This window comes from Variovorax sp. DAIF25, assembly GCF_050711835.1.
In the GTDB taxonomy this organism is placed as follows: domain Bacteria; phylum Pseudomonadota; class Gammaproteobacteria; order Burkholderiales; family Burkholderiaceae_C; genus Variovorax.
This window is the reverse complement of record NZ_CP136636.1, coordinates 3,416,513-3,434,818: the sequence shown is the minus strand read 5'-3', so window position 1 is coordinate 3,434,818 and position 18,306 is coordinate 3,416,513. Positions and strand designations below refer to the sequence as shown.

The following is an 18,306-nucleotide window of genomic DNA, read 5'->3' as shown; positions in this document are numbered from 1 at the left end:
ATGACCGAACCCACCCCCTTCGGATTCGACGACGAGGCCCTCGCCGCCCGACCCACTGTCTACCAGCCAGGCCTCTTCGCGGGGCAGGTGGCCATCGTCAGCGGCGCTGGGAGCGGCATCGGCAAGGCCATTGCCTTCCTCTACGCACGGCTCGGTGCCCGACTCGTGATCTGCGGTCGCGACCCGGCCAAACTCGAATCCTGTGCCGAGTGGTTGCGCCGGCTGGGCAGCCCCGACGTTCTGGTGCAAGTCACCAACATCCGCGAGCCCGAGCAGGTCGAACAGTTGATCGACGTTGTCTGGCTGCACTTTGGCCGCGTTGACGTACTGGTCAACAATGCTGGCGGGCAGTTTCCGCAACGGGCGCTGGACTACAGCGTCAAGGGCTGGAAAGCGGTGATCGACACCAACCTCAACGGCACCTGGTACATGATGCAGGCACTGGCCCGCCGCTGGAGAGATTCCGGCACCCAGGGCAACATCGTCAACATCGTCGCCACCTTCGAGCGCGGCATGCCGGGCGTGGCCCACACTTGCGCCGCGCGCGCCGCGGTCACCTTCCTGTCCAAGACGGTCGCGGTCGAGTGGGCGCAATACGGCATTCGGGTCAACTGTATCGCACCAGGCGCGATTGCCAGCACGGGCTTCCGGCAGTATTCACCCGAGGCGGTGAAAGCCTTCGCCGGAGCCAACCCGATGAAGCATGTCGGCGACGTGCAGGACGTCGCCGAAGCCGTGGTGTACCTCAGCGCGCCCAGCGGCAAGTTCATCACGGGCGAGCTGCTTACGGTGGATGGCGGCGGTGTGCTCTGGGGCGAGGCCTGGACCATCGCCAAACCCGACTACTTCAAGGTAAACGCATGAATTCGGCCGCCACACAACACCCCAGGTTCGGCCCGGGCGACGAAGCCCTGGCCGCGTTGCCCACGGTTTACCGCGACGACCTTTTCGCCGGCAAGGTGGTGCTGGTGTCGGGCGCCGGCAGCGGCATCGGCAAGGCCATCGCCTTCCTGTTTGCGCGACTTGGCGCCACGATTGCCCTCTGCGGGCGCAAGGTCGACAAGCTTGAGGACTGCGCCGAAAAACTCAGGGCGCTGTCGGGCCGCGAGGTGTTCATCTACCCCATGACGATCCGCGACCCCGAACAGGTAGACGCCTTGCTGGCTGCGGTCTGGGAGCGTTTCGGCGGCATCGACGTACTGGTCAACAACGCTGGCGGCCAGTTCGCCGCCCATGCGATGGACTTCACCGTCAAAGGCTGGAACGCCGTGATCGACACCAACCTGAACGGCACCTGGTACATGATGCAGGGTGCGGCCAAGCGTTGGGTGGAGCAGGATCGACCCGGCAACATCGTCAACATCACCGCCGCCATCGACCGCGGCCTCACAGGCATGGCGCACACCACCGCTTCGCGCGCCGGCGTGATCGCGCTGTCGCGCACGCTGGCCATCGAGTGGGCCGAACACGGCATCCGCCTCAACTGCATCGGCGCCGGAGCCATCGAAAGCAACGGTTTCAACAATTACCGGGAAGAAAATGTTGCCACCTTTTATTCCTGCAACCCGATGAAACGCGCCGGCGACGTGCAGGACATCGCCGAAGCGGTGGTGTACCTGGCGGGGCCATCCGGCAAGTTCATCACCGGCGAGGTGCTCAATGTCGAGGGCGGAATGCTGCTGTGGGGTGAGTTCTGGCCTGCCGGCAAGCCGGACTATTTCAAAGTGGAACCCACTTGAGCGCGCAGGACCCTTCTGCGCCGGCAAGTTACTTCCACGGGCCGTTTCAGCAGCTCGTGGGATACGACATCCTGAACAACGAGCGCGGCCTGTATTTCCGGCTGCCGATCCGGCGCGACCACCTCAACCCCCACGGCGTGCTGCACGGCGGCGTGCCCTTGACTTTGCTCGATGCGGTCGGGGGCAGATCGCTGATTGACCGGCCCATCCCTGGCAGCGGCCAGCTTATACAGTCGTCCGTGACGGTCACGCTCACCGTGGATTTCATGCGTGCAGTCAACGGGGGGATTCTATTTGCATCGGCAACGCCAGACCACATCGGCAAGACACTGGCCTACGTCTCCGTGAAAGTAACGCTCGATGCACTCGACGGCGACATCGTTTCGCGCGGCATCGGCACCTACCGCATCTATACCAAGTCGCTGGTCAAAAGCATCTGATCGGCACTGAATCACCTGGTCGCCGGGCGCCAGATCGGTGACGCCCTCACCCAGAGCGCCTCACCGGGACCCGGCAGCGCGACATAGCATCACGCAAACGATAACCCTGCGGCATTCTTGCGATCAGGCTGCCCGGAATCGCGGCAGTGCCATGCCGCCCCCGGCGGGCTCGCAGACCAACTCGACTGCCATGTCAAAACCCACAAGCGAAGGGTCGGCGCCAGCAAAGGAGCTGATCATCCGCGGTCCTTCTTCGAGTTCGACCAGGATCACGGCATAAGGAGTATCCTGCTTGAAAGCCGGCCCGGGTGCCCGGTGAACGACGCTAAAGGAATGCACTTTGCCGCGGCCGCTTGCGGCACGGTGCTCCAGGCGCTCGCTGCTGCATGCGCGGCAGATGGCCTGCTGGTAGTACTGCACGTGGCCGCACGCCTGGCAGTGTTGCAACAGCAGTTCGCCCTGGTTGATGCCCTTCCAAAAAGTTTGCGAATCCGCGTCCGGCATGGGCAGCGGCTTGACGTGGGCGTCTTGGGGATTGATCACAGCGTCGCCTCCGTTCCCAAAATAGTCGTTGCGTTGGTTGCGAAGCCTGCCCCCAGGCTGTGTACCAAGCCGAGTTCGGCACCCGCCACCTGGCGTTCGCCGCAGCGTCCGCGCAGTTGGTTGATGACCTCGTAAAAGTGGAACAGGGAGCCCGGCATGCCCGAGTGCGCGAACGACAGCAGGCCGCCGTGTGTGTTGCATGGAATGGCACCGCCGTAGGTCATCTGACCGTCATCGACAAAAGACCCGCCCTCGCCCTTGGCACAGAACCCAAGGTCCTCCAGCATCATGATCACCGTGCCGGTGAAACAGTCATAGACCCCGGCCACGTCAATGTCCTTGGGTCCGCAGCCGGCCATGGCATAGGCTTTGGCACTCGACTGCACCGCGCCGGTGGTCGTGAGCGAGGGCATCAAGAAGATGTGCTCGTGCGTGTAGCATTCACCGCCACCCAGGATGTAGACCGGCTTGGCAATGCCCAAGGCCTTGGCACGCTCGGCCGAGGTGACGATGAAAGCCGCGCCGCCGTCCGAGATCAGAGAGCAGTCCAGCTTGTGATAGGGGGTTGTCACCATGCCGGAGTTGAGCACGTCGTCAACGGTGAGGGGGCTGGTCATCTGCGCCCCCGGCGTGCGGCGTGCGTGTTCACGGTGGATCACCGCCACCTTGGCCAACTGCTCGGAGGTGGTACCGAATTCCTTCATGTGCCGGTGCGCGGTCATGGCGAAGGTGTTGGCCACGGGAATGCCGAATGGCATCTCGTATTGCTGGTCCCGGCTTTCGGTCATCGAGCGCAAGGCGAGGTCGGGCGACAGGCCAGTCAGCAAGCTGTCTCCACCGACCACCAGCACGGTTTCAGACAGGCCGCCGGCAATCGCGGCGGCGGCGATATTGAACATCGTCGCCGCCGTGGCGCCCGAGACCTGTAGCGTGTTGGAGAATGTGGGCTGGATGCCAAGGTACTCGCTGAAGGCGACGCTGAAGCGATGGAACGGCGAGGCGAAGGCAGCGCTTGAAAGCACGCCGTCCACCTCGTGCTTGCCGATGCCGGCGTCGGCAAGCGCCTTGTCGGCCGCATCAGCCGCCAGCGCGAGTGCGCTCTTGCCCGGCACGCGCCCGACCGCCGAAAGACCGGCGCCGATGATCGCGGTCTGGCCGCGAAGCGTCTGTCTCGATGACGAGGAAGACGATGATCTGAAAGTTGGCATGGTGATTCAGAATGGGGGCGGTCTCAGGCTGCGGGAGCGCGCAAATGCTGGCGCAATTGCGCCTTGAGGATTTTGCCCACCGGATTGCGCGGGATCACGTCGATCAACTTCATGCTCTCAGGCAGCTTGTAGGCCGCCACGCCGATCTGCTTCAGGTGCGCGACGATGTCTTCCAGCGTCGGTGGCCGCGCCTTGTCCTTGGGCACGACCAGGATGCAGGTCTTCTCGCCCATGATATCGTCGGGCACAGCCACCGCCGCAACCTCTTGCACGCCAGGGTGGGTCAGCACCAGGTTCTCCACCTCGGCAGCGCTGATATTGAAGCCGCCGCGGATAATGATGTCTTTCTTGCGGTCAAAAAAGCCAATGTGGCGCTCGTCACGCACGATGAAGAAATCGCCGGTTCGAAAGAAGCCGTCCGGCGTGAACGAGTTCTGCGCAAGGTCGGGCCGTCGGTAGTAGCCGGCAAATACGTTCGGCCCGCGGTAGACCAATTCGCCAACCTGGCCCGGCTGCGTGCACTCCCGGTCTTGCTCGTCGAGCAGCTTGGCCTGCACGCCTTCCATATTGGAAGGCCATTCGAGCCCTGGCTTGCCCCACCAGGGGAAATGGTCCGAGCGCATGGCGAAGTCCGGCACGTCAACCGGTCCTCCGACCAGGCCAGTTCCCTCGGTCTGCCCCCACAGATTGCAGATTTCGATGTTCCAGCGTCGTTTGAACTCTTCCATGCTCCAGCGCGACGGCGGTGCAGAGCCGGTGGCGATCGAGCGAATCGACGAGAGGTCAAGCTGGTCAACGTTGGGCAGCTTGAGAATCATGTTCAGAATCGCCGGCACCAGAATCGTGAACTGAACGCGCTCCGTGAGTATCTGCTTGAGAAACAGCTCCACATTGAGCGGATGGTGCAACAACAGCGTACCGCGCGCCGCCAGCCAGCTCAGCCAGGCCACAGCGCCAGTCATGTTGACCATCGGCGCCGGCGCCAGCACACGGTCGCCCTCATGGATGCCCGCCGTGTTGGGCACCAGCCGCATCTGGTAGAGCCAGTTGTTATGCGACATCGGGCAGCCCTTGGCATACGATTCGGTGCCCGAGGACCAGCACAGGCTGAAGATATCGTTGGGGCCGATACTGATCGCGTCCAGCAACGCCTTGTCCGGCGCCTGCGCGGACATGGCAGTGATGTCTTCGAGCGCCAATGTATCGCAACCCAGCTTGTCAGCCATGGCGATGTGATTGAAGCCCTTGAAATCCTTCACGCCGATGTACAGACGTGCCAGACTGGCATCAAAAACGTTGTGCAACTCGGTTTCGCGCCACTGCATCGCCACGGGCGACAGCACGCCGCCGGCACGGGAAACAGCAAAGTACAGCGCAATCAACTCCCAGACGTTGGGCAGCTGAGCGACCACAACATCGTCTTTTTTAACCCCCCGGCGGACCAACCCGGTGGCAATTGCATCGACGGCGTGGCCGAACTCGCGCCAGCTCACCGAGGTGGCGGGCGAGCCGATCAGCGCCTCGCGGTCGGGGGTGTCGACGATGGCCACCCGTTCAGGGACATTGGCCACGTGTGCTGCGACGACATCGAGCAGCGTTCGGTCGCCCCACAATCCGTCAGACGTGTAGCGTTCAATCGTGACTGGGCTATGCAGAATCATGTTGCGGGTCTCCAAAAAAAAGCAAGCAACCCAGGGCGCGATCGACTTCGATCACGCCCTGAGGATCAAAAGCCATGGAAGCTAGCGAAGGCATCCACCTCGGCACGTTCGGTAATGAAGGCATTCTCCGGTGCCGAGAGGTCTTCGTGACCCAGGGCGATGCCGCAGGCCAGGATTTCGTGGTCACCGATCGGCAACTGGGTGCGCGCCACCTTGTGGAACCAGGCAAACGCCGCCTGCGCACAGGTGTGCAGGCCTTGGGCGCGCGCGGCGATAAGGATGTTCTCGATGAACATCCCCAGGTCCATGAAGCTGCCGGTGTTCAGGCGGCGGTCCAGCGTGACGATCAGCCCGACCGGCGCGTCGAAGAAAAGGTAGTTGCGCAGCATCTGGCGCTCGCGCGCCGCCATATCGTCGCGGCCGATGCCCAGGCTGGCATACAGGCCAAAGCCGCAGCGACGCCGGCGCTCCAGATACGGTTCAACCCAGGTCGTGGGGTAATAGGCGTACTCGGGAAGGTGGCGGTCGGCTTCGTGGGTGGCCGCATGAATGATGGCCTCGCACAAGCGCTGCCGGGCCTCGCCTGCCACCGCATAAACCCTCCAAGGCTGCACATTGTTGCCGCTCGGCGCCCGCGCCGCCACGTTCAGTATGTGATGCACTACCGAGGTGGAAATGGGAGTGGACAGAAAACGCCTGACTGATTTTCGGCTGCGGATCGCTTCGTCGACATGCATGGGACTACACCGCCCTTCTGACAAGCCAAATATAGGAAAAATTTGTACGGCTACCACACTGGACTCCAGCGCGGTCTCCAGTGTATATTATGTCATGATTTCTAACAAACAGCCGTTCGACTGGGTGCCGACCCCGGACCTGATGGCGCAATCGAACCTCACCGCCTTCCTTCGCAAGGTTGGCGAATCCACCTTCGAGAACTTGAGCGCGCGTGCCGATGCCGATCCGGCATGGCTTATGGAAGAGGTGTTCGACTTCTGCGACATGCGCTTCTACAAGCCCTACACCCAGATGCTCGACACCTCGCGCGGCATCGAATGGGCGCGCTGGTGTGTAGGCGGCACGACCAATATCGTCTTGAATTGTCTGGACCGGCACCGCGGCAAGCCGGTGTGGGAGCAGCCCTTCCTGGTCTGGGAGGGAGAAGACCCGAAAGACCGCAGGAGCCTGAGCTACCGCGAGTTCGATGCCGAGGTTTGCCGCCTGGCAGGCGCGATGGCGTCGCTCGGCATAGGGCGCGGCGACCGGGTCGGTCTGTTCATGCCCAACCTGCCAGAGACCTTCATCGCGTTTTTCGCGGTGCTGAAAATGGGGGCAGTCCTGATGCCCCTGTTTTCAGGCTTCGGGCCGCAGCCGATCATCTCGCGCTTGAACGACGGCGAAGCCAAAGCCGTGCTGACGGTCGATGGCACTTGGCGACGTGGCAGCCCAGGGGCCATGAAGCCGGTGCTCGACGAAGCGCTGACCGAAGCACCAAGCGTGCAGCACGTGGTGGTGCTGCGCCACTTGGGCGAAGCACTCACCTGCCCAATGACACCAGGACGAGACCACGACTGGGCCACGCTGGTGGCCAAGCAAACCGCCGACCGCCCGACCGCCGAAATGGAGGCCGAGGCACCCGCCGTGCTGCTCTACACCTCCGGCACCACCGGCAAACCCAAGGGCTGCGTCTGGACGCATGTCAGCTTCCTTGGCTCGATGGTCACGCGCGACATGCACATCTGCGCCGATTTCAAGGCCAGCGACCGCTTCTTCTTCATGAGCGACATGGGCTGGATGGTGGGCGCCATGTGCGCCTGCATTCCGAGCTACTTTGGCGGCAGCCTGCTGGTGGCCGAAGGCACGCCCGATTACCCCGACACCGGGCGGTTCTGGCGCCTGCTGCAGGACTACAAGGTCAGCTATGTCGGGGTGGCGCCGACGCTGATCCGGGGGCTGATGCGCTATGGCAACGAGGACGTCGAGCGCTACGACCTGTCGTCGCTGCGCGTCACCTGCTCAGGCGGCGAGGCCTGGACCGAGGCGCCGTGGCGCTGGTTCTTCGAGCACATCTGCAAAACAAAGCTTCCGTTCCTGAACATCGTGGGCGGCACCGAGGTCGGCGGTTGTAATTTCACCGGCACCCTGCACCATCCTCTGCGTCCTGGCTCGTTTGGCGCGCGCGGACTCGGTGCGGGCGTTGACATCGTGAACGAAAGCGGCCAGCCGGTCGGCCCCGGGCAGGTCGGCGAACTGGTGCTGCGCAACCCCAATATCGGTTTTACCAAAAGCCTGTGGCGCGACGACGAGCGTTACCTCGACAGCTACTGGCGTTCCCTCCCCGGCCTGTGGGTGCATGGCGATTTCGCCATGCGTGACGCAGACGGTCTGTTCTACATCCTCGGCCGCAGCGACGACACGATCAAGGTTTCGGGCAAGCGCACCGGCCCGTCGGAAATCGAAACGCTGCTCACCGGCACCGGCAAGGTCTCGGAAGCCGCGGTGGTCGGCGTGCCCGACGAGATCAAGGGCTCGGCCATCGTCTGCGTCTGCGTGCCGATGCCCGGCGTGGCGGCGGGAGCGGCGCTGCAAGCCGAACTGTCGGGGGCCGTGGTCGCAGGCATGGGCACGTCTTACCGCCCGCGTCAGGTGCTGCTGGTCAGCGACCTGCCGAAGACGCGCAACATGAAGATCATGCGCCGCGTCGTGCGTGCCGTGTACCGGGGCGAGAGCCCAGGCGACCTGTCCTCGCTGGTCAACCCGGAGGCCGTGGACGAACTGCAGAGAAAACTGGCGGGGTGAGGCTCCGATCGCTTCGCAGGCGAAGGCTCAAATGGGGTTCCGCTCCACCAATTGGCGGGCAATGATCAGGCGCTGGAGTTCGTTGGTGCCCTCGCCGATGCACAGCAGCGGCGCGTCTCGGTAATAGCGCTCGACGTTCATCTCTTTCGAATAACCATAGGCACCGTGAATCCGCAGTGCTTCGATGGCGTTTTCGACCGCCGCGTCGCTGGCGAACAGCTTGGCCATACCGGCTTCCATGTCGCAGCGCTGGCCGGCGTCATAAGCACGCGCGGCCTGTTCAACCAGCAGCTTCGCCGCCTCGGCCCGGGTCGCCATGTCAGCCAACTTGAGCGCAATCGCCTGGTGATCGCAGATCGGCTTGCCAAAGGTGCGCCGCAGTTGCGCATAGGCAACCGATTCCTCCAGGCAGGCGCGCGCCACACCCACGCCGCGTGCTGCCACATTGATGCGCCCGAGCTCGAGCCCACTCATCACGTGCTTGAAGCCCTGCCCTTCCACACCGCCCACCAGATTTTCGGCCGGCACGCGGAAGTTTTCGAACACCAGCTCGGCGCTGTCAATGCCCTTGTAGCCGAGCTTTTCCAGCTTGCGTGTGGAGGTGAAGCCCGGGCCTTTCTCGCAGATGAACAAGCTCATGCCACAATGCCGTGGCTGCGCCTGGGGGTCGGTCTTGACCAGCACTGCAAAGGCCTGTCCATGGATGCCGTTGGAGATCCATGTCTTGTTGCCGTTGATGACGTAGTGATCACCGTCGCGGCGCGCCACCGTGCGCACCGCCTGCAGATCGGTGCCGCAATCGGGTTCGGTCAGTGCCAGCCCGCCGCGCAGTTCACCGTTGGCAAAGAGCGGCAGAAAACGCTGGCGCTGCGCCTCGGTGCCGTTGCGCTGCACGCAAGCGGCCATGATGAGGTGCGAATTGATGATGCCGGACACCGACATCCAGACCCGCGCGATGCGCTCCACAACCTTGGCATAGGTGCTGGCCGACAGGCCCAGGCCGCCATATTCCTCCCGGATGATGCAGCCAAACAGGCCCATCTCGCGCATCCCGGCGACAATGTCGGCCGGCCACTCGTCGGCATGTTCGAGCCGCTGCGCCACCGGCTTGATCTCCCTCTCTACGAAGCGCTCGACGGCATCGAGCACCAAACTTTCTTTTTCAGCATCAAAGGCCATTGGCTGGCTGGTGGTCATCAGGGGGCTCCGGAGGTGTTGGACTGGGTCAGGGTCAGGGTCAGGGTGCGCGCCAAGGTGGCTGCGTCTTTGATCCGGTCAGCCGCCAGCACGGCGTCGCGCCAGTGCAGCGCTTGATCGCGTGGCAGCGCCAGCAGCGCATTGCGCATGAATTTGGTTTCGATGTCAGCGCCCGTGATGGGCCGACCCGGCGCGCCGCGGTGCGCTGACTCACGCCAGTGCAGTTCGCCTGAAAAGAAGGCCGGGTAATCGGCCTCGGAGTCAGCCACGTGCTCGATGCGGTCAGCCAGCGCCTGCACCCGTGGGGCGCTCAGGTTGGCGTCATCCAGTTCGGTCAGCCCCAATTCCCCGCGCAGCAGGGCCCGCGCAACAAGGTGGTGGATGCTGAACTGCGATTCATAGACGTTGACCGGGCGGCGCTTGGCCGCAACGGGGTCGCACACCACCGGGTGCACCCCTTGCGGCAGGAGCACCTGCACCGACGCCACCTCCTCGGCACGCAGACCGGCAGCCCGCAGCGCCAACGCGGCGTCGATGCTGGCGTGCGTGAAGTGGCAACTCGGATACAGCTTGACGGCGACATCGAGCACTTCCCAGCGCTCGCCCAGGCCGCGCGTGCACTGCGACAGGTCGGCCTGCAGGCCGCGTGGGGCCAGGTGGCTGGCGTACAGGCCAAAACGCCCTTCATAGGGCTTTGAAGGGCCGCGAAACCCGGCACCGGCCAGCGCCGTGGCTGTCAGTCCGCAGACACCGGCACAGCCCGGGTGCATGCGCTTGGTCCAGGCGCCGTCGCTCAGGAATTCCATGCTGCCGGAAGCCATGGACAACACCACGCCTTGCGCGTGTTCAAGTCCGATCCGGTCCAGCCCCATCAACTTGCCCGCCGCCAGCGTGCAACCAAAAGCCCCCACCAACCCGGTCGGATGAACGCCAACGTCGTGGAAGCCGCCCCGGGCCGCCCAAGGCCTGCAGGCCGCAGTAGGCGCAGTGCGCGAAATCCAGCTGTGACGACGCGAGTGCGACGCCCAGTGCGTCGAGCATCAGCAGCTTGAACCGTTCGACCACGGCCGTCGGCAGCATGCCGGGCTCGAGGTCATGCGCGAACGAAGCCAACTGCGCAGCAATGCTGGGCGCGGCGTCAGGGATGTTTTGAATTATTTTCAATGCGCCTCGCTCGTGGCAAGTTTCACGGCAGACACAGCGCGGCCAGTGACTGGAGGTAACGATCTTTTCCATCCTGCGCACCGTTGACACTGACACCAACTGGCCGCAGCAAGCCATCGCGCAGGCCATAGACCAGCCCATGCACCTCGACTTGTTGTCTGCGCTCCCAAGCGCGGCGCAGGATGGTGGTGCGGCACACATTGCTGACCTGCTCGATCACGTTCATCTCACAAAGCCGGGCGGCGCGCTCGTCGGCACAGGAAATGCCGTCCAGCCGATCGGCATGCTTGCGCGCCACGTCTTCCAGATGACGCAGCCAGTTGTCGGCCAGGCCGGTTCGGCGCTGTTCGACCACTGCCTGCACGCCACCGCAACCGTAGTGCCCGACCACCAGCACATGCTCGACCTTGAGCACCTCAACCGCGTACTGCAGCACCGTCAGACAGTTCAGGTCGGAGTGCACCACCAGGTTGCCAACGTTGCGGTGCACGAACACCTCGCCCGGCTGCAAGCCCACGATTTCGTTGGCCGGCACCCGGCTGTCGGAGCAGCCGATCCACAGGTAGCGTGGCATCTGCTGCTGCGCCAGGCGCTCGAAGTACTGCGGGTCCTGGGCAGCGCAGCGCGCCGACCAGACACGGTTGTTCTCGAACAAAGGGTTAATACTGGACATGGCCTCTCTCCCGTGCGACTTCAGCGCCCCTTCCACACCGGCTTTCGCTTCTCGGCAAAGGCGCGCGGGCCCTCCTGCGCGTCTTCGCTGGCATAGGCGGCGCGGTAGATGTTGTGCGCCAGCGCCATGCCGGCGTCGCAGCCCGCGCTCATGGCCGCCAGGATCGACTCCTTGCCGGCCATCACCGACAGCGGCGCGTTGTCGCGGATGCTCTCGGCCAGCGCGGTGGCGCGGGCGCGCACCGCATCCGGCGTGTCTTCGAGGTAGTTGATGAAACCCAGCCCATGGAAAGTCTCGATCGGATACAGGTCGCCGGTCAGCACCATCTCCATCAGCATCGGCTGCGGCAGCATCCACAGCAGCGGAATCGCCCACGGGCTGCCGCGCCCGGCGATGCGCGTTTCGGAAATGCCAACTTTCGTGCCCTTCAGGCCGACGCGCAGATCCGAGTTCAGGCTGAGCATCATGCCACCGGCAATCAGGTGGCCGGTCATCGCGGCGATGATCGGCTTGGCCACGCGGCGCTGGCGGCCGTGGAACGGATCCTTCATCTTGGTCAAGATGTCGACGCCCTCTTCCTTCTTGACGCGCGACGCCTCGCGCAGGTCGAGCCCGGCGCAGAAGGTGCCGCAATCGGCCGAGGTCAGGATAGCGACGCGCACGTTTTTATCGGCATCGACTTCGCCCCACAGGTCGTGCAGCCGGTTGGCCGTGGCCGGTGACAGCGCGTTGCGCATCTCGGGCCGGTTGATCTTTACCGTGGCAATGCCGTCGCGCACCTCGTACAGAACCGTTTCTGCTTCATTCATGTCTTGGTCTCCTGGTACAAATCTCTTGCGATCAACTTGTTCGCCATTCATTCGCCGGCGTTTTCGGATTCGACCACCGCCACGACCAGGCCGCGCTCGACCATCTCCCCGGCCTGCACCGACAGCAAGCGCACCACGCCGTCGTGATCGGCGTTGATGCACATCTCCATCTTCATCGACTCCACGTCGCCGTCTCGCAACCGGTCGCCCATCACGCCATCAAGTTGCCGCACGCAGCGCCGCAAAACGCTGCAGGTGGTGGTCGGAGCTGCCGAACAGGTTGCAAAAGAGGGTGAGGCGGCGAAAGTAATGGCCGATGTCCAACTCCTCGGTCATGCCCACCCCGCCGTGCAATTGCACCGCCTGCTGGGCGACGAAACGCGCTCGCTCGCCAATGGCCACCTTGGCGGCCGACACGGTACGCGAACGGACCGCCGCATCGAGATGCTCGGCATGCAAGGCCGCCATCCACACCAGGGAACGGGTGGCTTCGACGGCTGCAAACATATCGACCAGCCGGTGCTGGACAACTTGGAAGCTGGCAATCGGAACGTCAAATTGTTTGCGCGCACTGACGTACTCGCCGGTTTTTCGCAGCAGCACGCCCATCGCGCCGAGGGCATCGGCGCAGGCGGCAACAATGCCAAGATCGATCAAGTGCTCCAGCAGCGCCAGGCCTTCACCTTCGGTGCCGAGCAGCGCGCCCTCGCCGAGCACGACATCGTCGAGCCGGAGATCGCCGGCCCGGCTGCCGTCATAGACCTTGTAATCCGCCACCTGCACCCCTGGCGTCCTGGCCCCGACCAGAAACAAGCTGATACCCCGGCGCTCATTGACCGCACCCGACGTCCTGGCCACGACGACAAAGCCGTCAGCCCAGGGAGCGCCCAGCACGCCGCTCTTGCGGCCCGACAGCACCCAGCCACCGCCCTTGGCGGTGGCGCGGGTCTGGACATGGGCGAGGTCGTGACGCGCATCGACCTCGGTATACGCCAAGCTGAGAATGAGCTCGCCCGATGCCAGCCCTGGCAGCCACGTCGAGCGCTGCACCGGGTTGCCTGCGCGCGCCACCGCCTGCGCACCGAGCACCGTGCTGGCGAGATAGGGTTCTGCCACCAGCGCCGCACCCAAGGCCTCGGCGACCTGGATCGTCTCGACAATGCCTCCGCCGAAACCGCCGTCCGCTTCGGGCAGCGCCACGCCCAGCCAGCCGAATTCGCCGAATCGCCGCCAGTGCTCACGGCTCATGCCGGGCTCGGAGGCGGCGATTTTGTTGCGGGCATCGAAACCGTACTCGGCGCGCAAAAATTTCTGCGCCGCGTCACGCAGCATCGTTTGTTCTTCAGACAAATCAAAGTTCATGGGGTTTCCTTTAGCGTGCGCCGCCGGCAAGAAGCATCTTGGCCAGTACGTTCTTCTGCACCTCGTCGCTGCCACCGTAGATGGTGGCAGCGCGTGAGAAGCAGTAGCGCGGCATCGCATGCGCGTAGCGCCCGTGGCCCAACTCGCCGCCCTCGTGCCAGGGCCACGCCATCTCGGCGGCGATTTCCACGTCCAGCTCGGACAAGGTCTGTTGCACCGCCGTGCCCATGGTCTTGAGCAGTGAGGATTCCGGCCCCGGCGCCTTGCCTGCGGCAGTGGCCGCGAGCACACGGAAATTGGTGTATTCAAGCGCCATCAGTTCAATCTCGGCGCGCGCCAGCCTGAGGCGCATCGCGCCATCCTCGGCCAGCGGTCGGCCGCCCGAGCGGCGCTCACCCGCTGCGGCGTGCAGGTTGGCCAGATGCGCCTTGCAGTCGGCCACGCCGGCGATGCTGGTGCGTTCGTGCGTCAGCAGGTACTTGGCAATGTCCCAGCCCTGGCCCTCACGGCCAACCAGGTTTTTCCTGGGCACGCGAACGTCGGTGAGGAACACCTGGTTGAGGTGATGCTCGCCGTCGATCGAGACGATGGGCTTGACCTCGATGCCAGCACGGTCCATCTCGATCAGCAGGAAGGAAATCCCTTCCTGCTTTTTTCCGGTACTAGAGGTGCGCACCAGGCAGAACATGTGGGTGGCCCAGTGTGCGTAGGTGGTCCAAATTTTCGAACCGTTGAGGATGTAGTCGTCGCCATCGGCCACGGCCGTGGTCTTCAAGCTGGCCAAATCCGAGCCTGCGCCCGGCTCGGAATAGCCTTGGCACCACCAGTCTTCACAGCGACGGATGCGCGGCAGGTACTGCGCCTTTTGCTCAGGCGTTCCAAAGGCGACCAGCACCGGCCCGAGCATGATCACCCCCATCGACAGGCCGACCGGCGCGCTGGCCGCCGCCCGTTCAAGGTCAAAGATATAGCGCTGCGTTGGCGTCCAGCCCGGCCCGCCGTGCTCCTTGGGCCAGCCGGTGACCAGCCAGCCCTGCGTGTCGAGTCGGCGCTGCCATTGAACGATGTCGTCCTTTTGCAGCATCTCCCCGGTGACGGTCTTGCGCTTGAGCTCGGCTGGCGTGTGGGCCTTGAACCAGCCGCGAACCTCTTGCTGGAACGCCCTGTCTTCCGGGCTAAAATCAATGTCCATCATGTGCCTTTGTGCGCTGGTGGTATGCGTTTCAGATCGAGATGCCGCCGCCGCAAATCAGGGTCTGGCCGCTGACGTAGTTCGATTCTGGAATGCACAGCAGATAGACCGATCCGGCCGCTTCCTCGGGCGTACCGCCGCGACCCAGAGGAATAGTGCGCTCCATCATTTCCAGCAGATCAGGATTAACACCGACTTTGATCTTGTGGCCTTCCACGTCAATCGAGGCATCGCCGGCGGCCGAAGCTTCGGTCAGCCGCGTCTTGATCATGCCAAAAGCGACGGCATTGACGTTGACCTTGTAGCGCCCCCACTCCTTGGACAGCGCCTTGGTCAGACCGATGATGCCGGCCTTGCCGGCCGAGTAATTGGCCTGGCCGGCATTGCCGCCGGTGCCGGCGATGGACGAAATGTTGACCACCTTTCGAAACACCTCCTGCCCTGCTTCGGCCTCCTTGCGCGAAGAGGCACGAATGAACTCCGCAGCCGCACGCAGAATCTTGAACGGCGCGGTCAGGTGCACATCAATGATCGCGTTCCATTGCTCGTCGGTCATCTTCTGGACCACGTTGTCCCAGGTGTAGCCGGCGTTGTTGATGATGATGTCCAGGCCGCCGAAGTTGTCGATCGCGGTCTTTACGAAGCGATCAGCGAAACCGTCGGCGGTGACGCTTCCTACGCAGGCCACGGCGGTGCCGCCAGCGGCCTTGATGTCGGCCAGCGTCTGCTCGGCCGGCGCTGCGTCGAGGTCATTGATCACGACCTTGGCACCTTCGCTGGCGAGCTTCATGGCGATGGCGCGCCCAATGCCGCGACCCGATCCGGAGACGATCGCAACTTTGCCTTCGAGTTTTTTCATGATGTGTGTCCTTGCTTGTGATTGAAAGAAAAGAAATATGTAAATTGGGCCGCCCGTCCGCGGCCCTCAGTTCAGGGCCACCAAGGCCTCACCCGCCAGCGTGATTTCACCCGTGGCCTTGGCCGCGCTGATTTGAACGCGCACGCAGGGGCGACCGGCGTGTTCGAGCGTTTCGACCACCTTGCCGCTGCAGCGCACGCGGTCACCCAGGTGAGTCATGGCTGCAAAGCGAACGCCATAGCTGAGAATCTGGCGCTGCGGCACCCATTCGGTGAGCGCGCGCCCGAGATAGGCCATCGACAGCATGCCTTGCGCAAACACGTCCTTCATGCCCGCGCCGCGCGCGAAGTCGATGTCGATGTGGATCGGGTTGTGGTCGCCCGAGGCGCCGGCGAACAAGGCCAGGGTGGTGCGGCTGATTGGTGGCAACTCCAGCACGGGCATGTCATCGCCGACCTGGATCATTTTTGTTTCAGAGTTCATGGCTATTCCTTCAGGCGTGGCGCACGACGATCACTGAGTGCAAGTCGGCGACATGTTCGCCGAGCTGATTGGTGACCTTCGTGTCGTTGACGACAAACTCGAGTGCGCCGTCCTTCTTGTCGTAGATGTCGGCGACCCGGGTCTGGAAGCGCAGCGTGTCGCCAGCGCACACCGGGGCGTGGTAGTCGAAGCGCTGCTCGCCGTGCAAGACCTCGCGCAGATCGATCTTGAGCGTGTCGAGCAACTTCATCAGCACGCCCGAATCGCTCTCGGCACCAAAGATGAAGGTCGGTGGCGCAACGACGTTGCGGTAACCGGCGGCCTTGGCGGCGGCATCGTCGAGGTAAATCGGATCAGCGGTACCGATCACCTCGGCGAAGAAGCGAATGCGTCCCTTCTCCACATCCCATAGCGTAGGCGGCACCTCGTACCCGATGAATTTTTTGTCAATCATGGGATTCAAGCTCCTGGTTTTCTTGTGTTTGCGCTCAAGCGGCCTGGTAGAGCGTGACGACGCAAGCGCCGCCCAGCCCGAGGTTGTGCTGCAAGGCCACGCGCGCGCCCTCGACCTGGCGTTGATCCGCCGTGCCGCGCAGTTGGTGAGTCAGCTCAAAACATTGCGCCAGGCCGGTGGCGCCCAGCGGATGGCCCTTGGATAACAGTCCTCCCGACGGATTGGTGACGACCTTGCCGCCATAGGTGTTGTCGCCGTCCAGCACGAACTTCTCCGCGCCCCCCACCGGACACAGGCCCAGGGCCTCGTAAGTCAGCAGTTCATTCTGTGCGAAGCAGTCGTGCAGCTCGACCACATCCACGTCGTCCGGACCGATGCCGGCTTGCGCATAAACCTTTTGCGCCGCATCGCGCGCCATGTCGAAGCCGACCAGGCGCATCATGTCGTGCGATTCGAAGGTGCTGGGGAAGTCCGTGCTCATCGACTGGGCGCGGATGGAGACGCGGGTGTCTAGCCCGTGCTTCCTGGCGAAGGCTTCGGAGCAGATCACCGCGGCGGCGGCACCGCAGGTCGGCGGGCACGCCATCAAGCGCGTCATCACGCCGGGCCAGACGGCTGGTGCGCTCATCACGTCGTCAACGCTGACTTCCTTGCGGAACAGCGCGAGCGGGTTGTTGGCGGCATGGCGGCTGGCCTTGGCGCGGATGTGGGCGAAGGTGTCCAGGCGCGTGCCGTATTTGTCCATGTGCGCCTTGCCCGCACCGCCAAAGTAACGAATGGCCAGCGGGATTTCCGGGTGACCCACCAGTTCGGCGGTGGCGCGGTCGAATTCTTCAAAGGGCGTGGGCCTGTCCTCGAACTGAGCCTTGATGGCGCCTGCTGCCATCTGCTCAAAGCCCAGCGCCAGCACGCAATCGACCGCACCGCTTTCAACCGCCTGGCGCGCCAGGAACAGCGCGGTCGAACCGGTGGAGCAGTTGTTGTTGACATTGACAATCGGTATGCCGCTCATGCTCACTGGATACAGTGCGCGCTGGCCGCAGGTGGAATCACCATAAACGTAGCCGACATAGGCCTGCTGGATCATGGGGTACTCGACTCGCGCGTCGGCCAGTGCCTGGCGCACGGCCTTCTCTCCCATCACGTGATAGGGCTCACTGGCGCCCGGTTTGGTGAACGGGACCATGCCGACGCCGGCGACGATGACTTTATGACTCATGACTCTCTAACTCCTCAAGTTGAAGCGTCGGCTGACGCTGATGAATGGTCACGCCGCATGCGGCGTGACGGGATGCTTGCCAAAGCTGAAGCGCCGAACCACCGGGATCACAGGCTTGCCCATTGGCGCTCGATCTCGTGGCGCTGTATCTTGCCGGTGCTGCTGCGCGGAAACACGGCGGCATCGACAAACCGAATGTCCTAGGGATCTTTGTAGCCGGCCAGTTGTGCACGGCACCATTGCAGCATGGCCTGCGCGTCCGTGGCAGCTCCTGGCTTGAGCGCGACGAATGCCACGGGTACGTCGCGCCAGTGCTCGTCGCGGAGAAGCTGTTGAGGCAAGGCGCACGCGGTGCGTCATTTCGGCATCGGCCAGTACACAGGGCAAATCGACCCACACGCCGGTCAAACGTTCGGCAGCCCAGCACTCCCCTTGCATCTTCGACAGCCGTCGATTCGGCACTGACGACCGCCTGCTTGTGCCGTAGGTCGGCCAAGGCCAAAG

The 18,306-nt window shown here is 63.7% G+C and carries 20 protein-coding genes; 4 read left to right on the top strand and 16 right to left on the bottom strand.

Annotated elements, in window-relative coordinates; all coding sequences use genetic code 11:
* From R0232_RS16030 to R0232_RS16020, 3 genes are read left to right on the top strand one after another with little or no spacing between them, the layout of a single operon-like run.
* Complete coding sequence (locus tag R0232_RS16030) at positions 1-864, top strand: SDR family oxidoreductase (RefSeq protein WP_431512727.1); 864 nt, start codon at positions 1-3, stop codon at positions 862-864.
* A complete protein-coding gene (locus R0232_RS16025) occupies positions 861-1,739 on the top strand; it encodes an SDR family oxidoreductase (protein WP_431512726.1) in 879 nt (292 codons plus the stop codon). Before R0232_RS16030 ends, R0232_RS16025 begins: the two co-directional genes overlap by 4 nt.
* The gene (locus R0232_RS16020; RefSeq protein ID WP_431512725.1) at positions 1,736-2,179 is read left to right on the top strand and encodes a PaaI family thioesterase; all 444 of its coding nucleotides are present in this window, start codon (positions 1,736-1,738) and stop codon (positions 2,177-2,179) included. Before R0232_RS16025 ends, R0232_RS16020 begins: the two co-directional genes overlap by 4 nt.
* A 123-nt stretch (positions 2,180-2,302) precedes the next feature.
* Here R0232_RS16020 and R0232_RS16015 read toward each other — a convergent pair whose 3' ends face one another.
* From R0232_RS16015 to R0232_RS16000, 4 genes are all read right to left on the bottom strand, one after another.
* Positions 2,303-2,722 (bottom strand): Zn-ribbon domain-containing OB-fold protein, encoded by a 420-nt coding sequence (locus R0232_RS16015; protein ID WP_431512724.1) that lies wholly within the window; start codon positions 2,720-2,722, stop codon positions 2,303-2,305.
* On the bottom strand, positions 2,719-3,930 hold the full coding sequence (locus R0232_RS16010) for a thiolase C-terminal domain-containing protein (RefSeq protein ID WP_431512723.1): 1,212 nt from the start codon (positions 3,928-3,930) through the stop codon (positions 2,719-2,721). Before R0232_RS16010 ends, R0232_RS16015 begins: the two co-directional genes overlap by 4 nt.
* A gap of 23 nt (positions 3,931-3,953) precedes the next feature.
* A complete protein-coding gene (locus tag R0232_RS16005) occupies positions 3,954-5,591 on the bottom strand; it encodes a class I adenylate-forming enzyme family protein (RefSeq protein ID WP_431512722.1) in 1,638 nt (545 codons plus the stop codon).
* Positions 5,592-5,656: 65 nt separating this feature from the next.
* Positions 5,657-6,328: a nitroreductase gene (locus tag R0232_RS16000; RefSeq protein WP_431512721.1), complete on the bottom strand. Its 672-nt coding sequence runs from the start codon at positions 6,326-6,328 to the stop codon at positions 5,657-5,659.
* A gap of 94 nt (positions 6,329-6,422) precedes the next feature.
* On the opposite strand from R0232_RS16000, the gene R0232_RS15995 reads away from it, so the two are divergent.
* The gene (locus R0232_RS15995) at positions 6,423-8,390 is read left to right on the top strand and encodes an AMP-binding protein (RefSeq protein WP_431512720.1); all 1,968 of its coding nucleotides are present in this window, start codon (positions 6,423-6,425) and stop codon (positions 8,388-8,390) included.
* Positions 8,391-8,417: 27 nt separating this feature from the next.
* Here R0232_RS15995 and R0232_RS15990 read toward each other — a convergent pair whose 3' ends face one another.
* From R0232_RS15990 to R0232_RS15935, 12 genes are all read right to left on the bottom strand, one after another.
* A complete protein-coding gene (locus R0232_RS15990; protein WP_431512719.1) occupies positions 8,418-9,587 on the bottom strand; it encodes an acyl-CoA dehydrogenase family protein in 1,170 nt (389 codons plus the stop codon).
* Positions 9,587-10,498, bottom strand: a complete 912-nt coding sequence (locus R0232_RS15985; protein ID WP_431512898.1) for an MmgE/PrpD family protein — start codon at positions 10,496-10,498, stop codon at positions 9,587-9,589. The genes R0232_RS15990 and R0232_RS15985 overlap by 1 nt, the downstream gene beginning before the upstream one ends.
* Positions 10,434-10,751, bottom strand: coding sequence for a hypothetical protein (locus R0232_RS15980; protein ID WP_431512960.1), 318 nt, complete (start codon positions 10,749-10,751; stop codon positions 10,434-10,436). Before R0232_RS15980 ends, R0232_RS15985 begins: the two co-directional genes overlap by 65 nt.
* A gap of 22 nt (positions 10,752-10,773) precedes the next feature.
* Entirely contained in the window at positions 10,774-11,424 is a 651-nt protein-coding gene (gene can / locus R0232_RS15975; protein ID WP_431512718.1) for a carbonate dehydratase, read from the bottom strand.
* Between the two features lie 20 nt (positions 11,425-11,444).
* Entirely contained in the window at positions 11,445-12,284 is an 840-nt protein-coding gene (locus R0232_RS15970; RefSeq protein WP_431512717.1) for an enoyl-CoA hydratase/isomerase family protein, read from the bottom strand.
* Positions 12,281-12,466, bottom strand: a complete 186-nt coding sequence (locus tag R0232_RS15965) for a biotin/lipoyl-containing protein (RefSeq protein WP_133156848.1) — start codon at positions 12,464-12,466, stop codon at positions 12,281-12,283. The genes R0232_RS15970 and R0232_RS15965 overlap by 4 nt, the downstream gene beginning before the upstream one ends.
* Positions 12,453-13,595 carry an acyl-CoA dehydrogenase family protein gene (locus R0232_RS15960; RefSeq protein WP_431512716.1) on the bottom strand — a complete coding sequence of 381 codons (1,143 nt, stop codon included), beginning with the start codon at positions 13,593-13,595 and terminating at the stop codon, positions 12,453-12,455. The genes R0232_RS15965 and R0232_RS15960 overlap by 14 nt, the downstream gene beginning before the upstream one ends.
* A 10-nt stretch (positions 13,596-13,605) precedes the next feature.
* Complete coding sequence (locus R0232_RS15955; RefSeq protein WP_431512897.1) at positions 13,606-14,787, bottom strand: acyl-CoA dehydrogenase family protein; 1,182 nt, start codon at positions 14,785-14,787, stop codon at positions 13,606-13,608.
* 31 nt (positions 14,788-14,818) lie between these two features.
* Positions 14,819-15,646, bottom strand: a complete 828-nt coding sequence (locus R0232_RS15950; protein WP_066690408.1) for an SDR family NAD(P)-dependent oxidoreductase — start codon at positions 15,644-15,646, stop codon at positions 14,819-14,821.
* Between the two features lie 66 nt (positions 15,647-15,712).
* Positions 15,713-16,129: a MaoC family dehydratase gene (locus tag R0232_RS15945; RefSeq protein ID WP_431512715.1), complete on the bottom strand. Its 417-nt coding sequence runs from the start codon at positions 16,127-16,129 to the stop codon at positions 15,713-15,715.
* A gap of 10 nt (positions 16,130-16,139) precedes the next feature.
* Positions 16,140-16,583, bottom strand: coding sequence for a MaoC family dehydratase N-terminal domain-containing protein (locus tag R0232_RS15940; protein WP_431512714.1), 444 nt, complete (start codon positions 16,581-16,583; stop codon positions 16,140-16,142).
* Positions 16,584-16,617: 34 nt separating this feature from the next.
* Positions 16,618-17,802: a lipid-transfer protein gene (locus R0232_RS15935; RefSeq protein ID WP_066690404.1), complete on the bottom strand. Its 1,185-nt coding sequence runs from the start codon at positions 17,800-17,802 to the stop codon at positions 16,618-16,620.
* Positions 17,803-18,306 lie beyond the last annotated feature (504 nt).

Coding starts and splice junctions, on each gene's coding strand:
- R0232_RS15990 (WP_431512719.1), bottom strand. CDS start 9,587: ATGACCACCAGCCAGCCAATGGCCTTTGATGCTGAAAAAGAAAGTTTG.
- R0232_RS15950 (WP_066690408.1), bottom strand. CDS start 15,646: ATGAAAAAACTCGAAGGCAAAGTTGCGATCGTCTCCGGATCGGGTCGC.
- R0232_RS15935 (WP_066690404.1), bottom strand. CDS start 17,802: ATGAGTCATAAAGTCATCGTCGCCGGCGTCGGCATGGTCCCGTTCACC.
- R0232_RS15970 (WP_431512717.1), bottom strand. CDS start 12,284: ATGAATGGCGAACAAGTTGATCGCAAGAGATTTGTACCAGGAGACCAA.
- can (WP_431512718.1), bottom strand. CDS start 11,424: ATGTCCAGTATTAACCCTTTGTTCGAGAACAACCGTGTCTGGTCGGCG.
- R0232_RS16025 (WP_431512726.1), top strand. CDS start 861: ATGAATTCGGCCGCCACACAACACCCCAGGTTCGGCCCGGGCGACGAA.
- R0232_RS16010 (WP_431512723.1), bottom strand. CDS start 3,930: ATGCCAACTTTCAGATCATCGTCTTCCTCGTCATCGAGACAGACGCTT.
- R0232_RS15960 (WP_431512716.1), bottom strand. CDS start 13,595: ATGAACTTTGATTTGTCTGAAGAACAAACGATGCTGCGTGACGCGGCG.
- R0232_RS16005 (WP_431512722.1), bottom strand. CDS start 5,591: ATGATTCTGCATAGCCCAGTCACGATTGAACGCTACACGTCTGACGGA.
- R0232_RS15995 (WP_431512720.1), top strand. CDS start 6,423: ATGATTTCTAACAAACAGCCGTTCGACTGGGTGCCGACCCCGGACCTG.
- R0232_RS15940 (WP_431512714.1), bottom strand. CDS start 16,583: ATGATTGACAAAAAATTCATCGGGTACGAGGTGCCGCCTACGCTATGG.
- R0232_RS16000 (WP_431512721.1), bottom strand. CDS start 6,328: ATGCATGTCGACGAAGCGATCCGCAGCCGAAAATCAGTCAGGCGTTTT.
- R0232_RS15955 (WP_431512897.1), bottom strand. CDS start 14,787: ATGGACATTGATTTTAGCCCGGAAGACAGGGCGTTCCAGCAAGAGGTT.
- R0232_RS16030 (WP_431512727.1), top strand. CDS start 1: ATGACCGAACCCACCCCCTTCGGATTCGACGACGAGGCCCTCGCCGCC.
- R0232_RS15945 (WP_431512715.1), bottom strand. CDS start 16,129: ATGAACTCTGAAACAAAAATGATCCAGGTCGGCGATGACATGCCCGTG.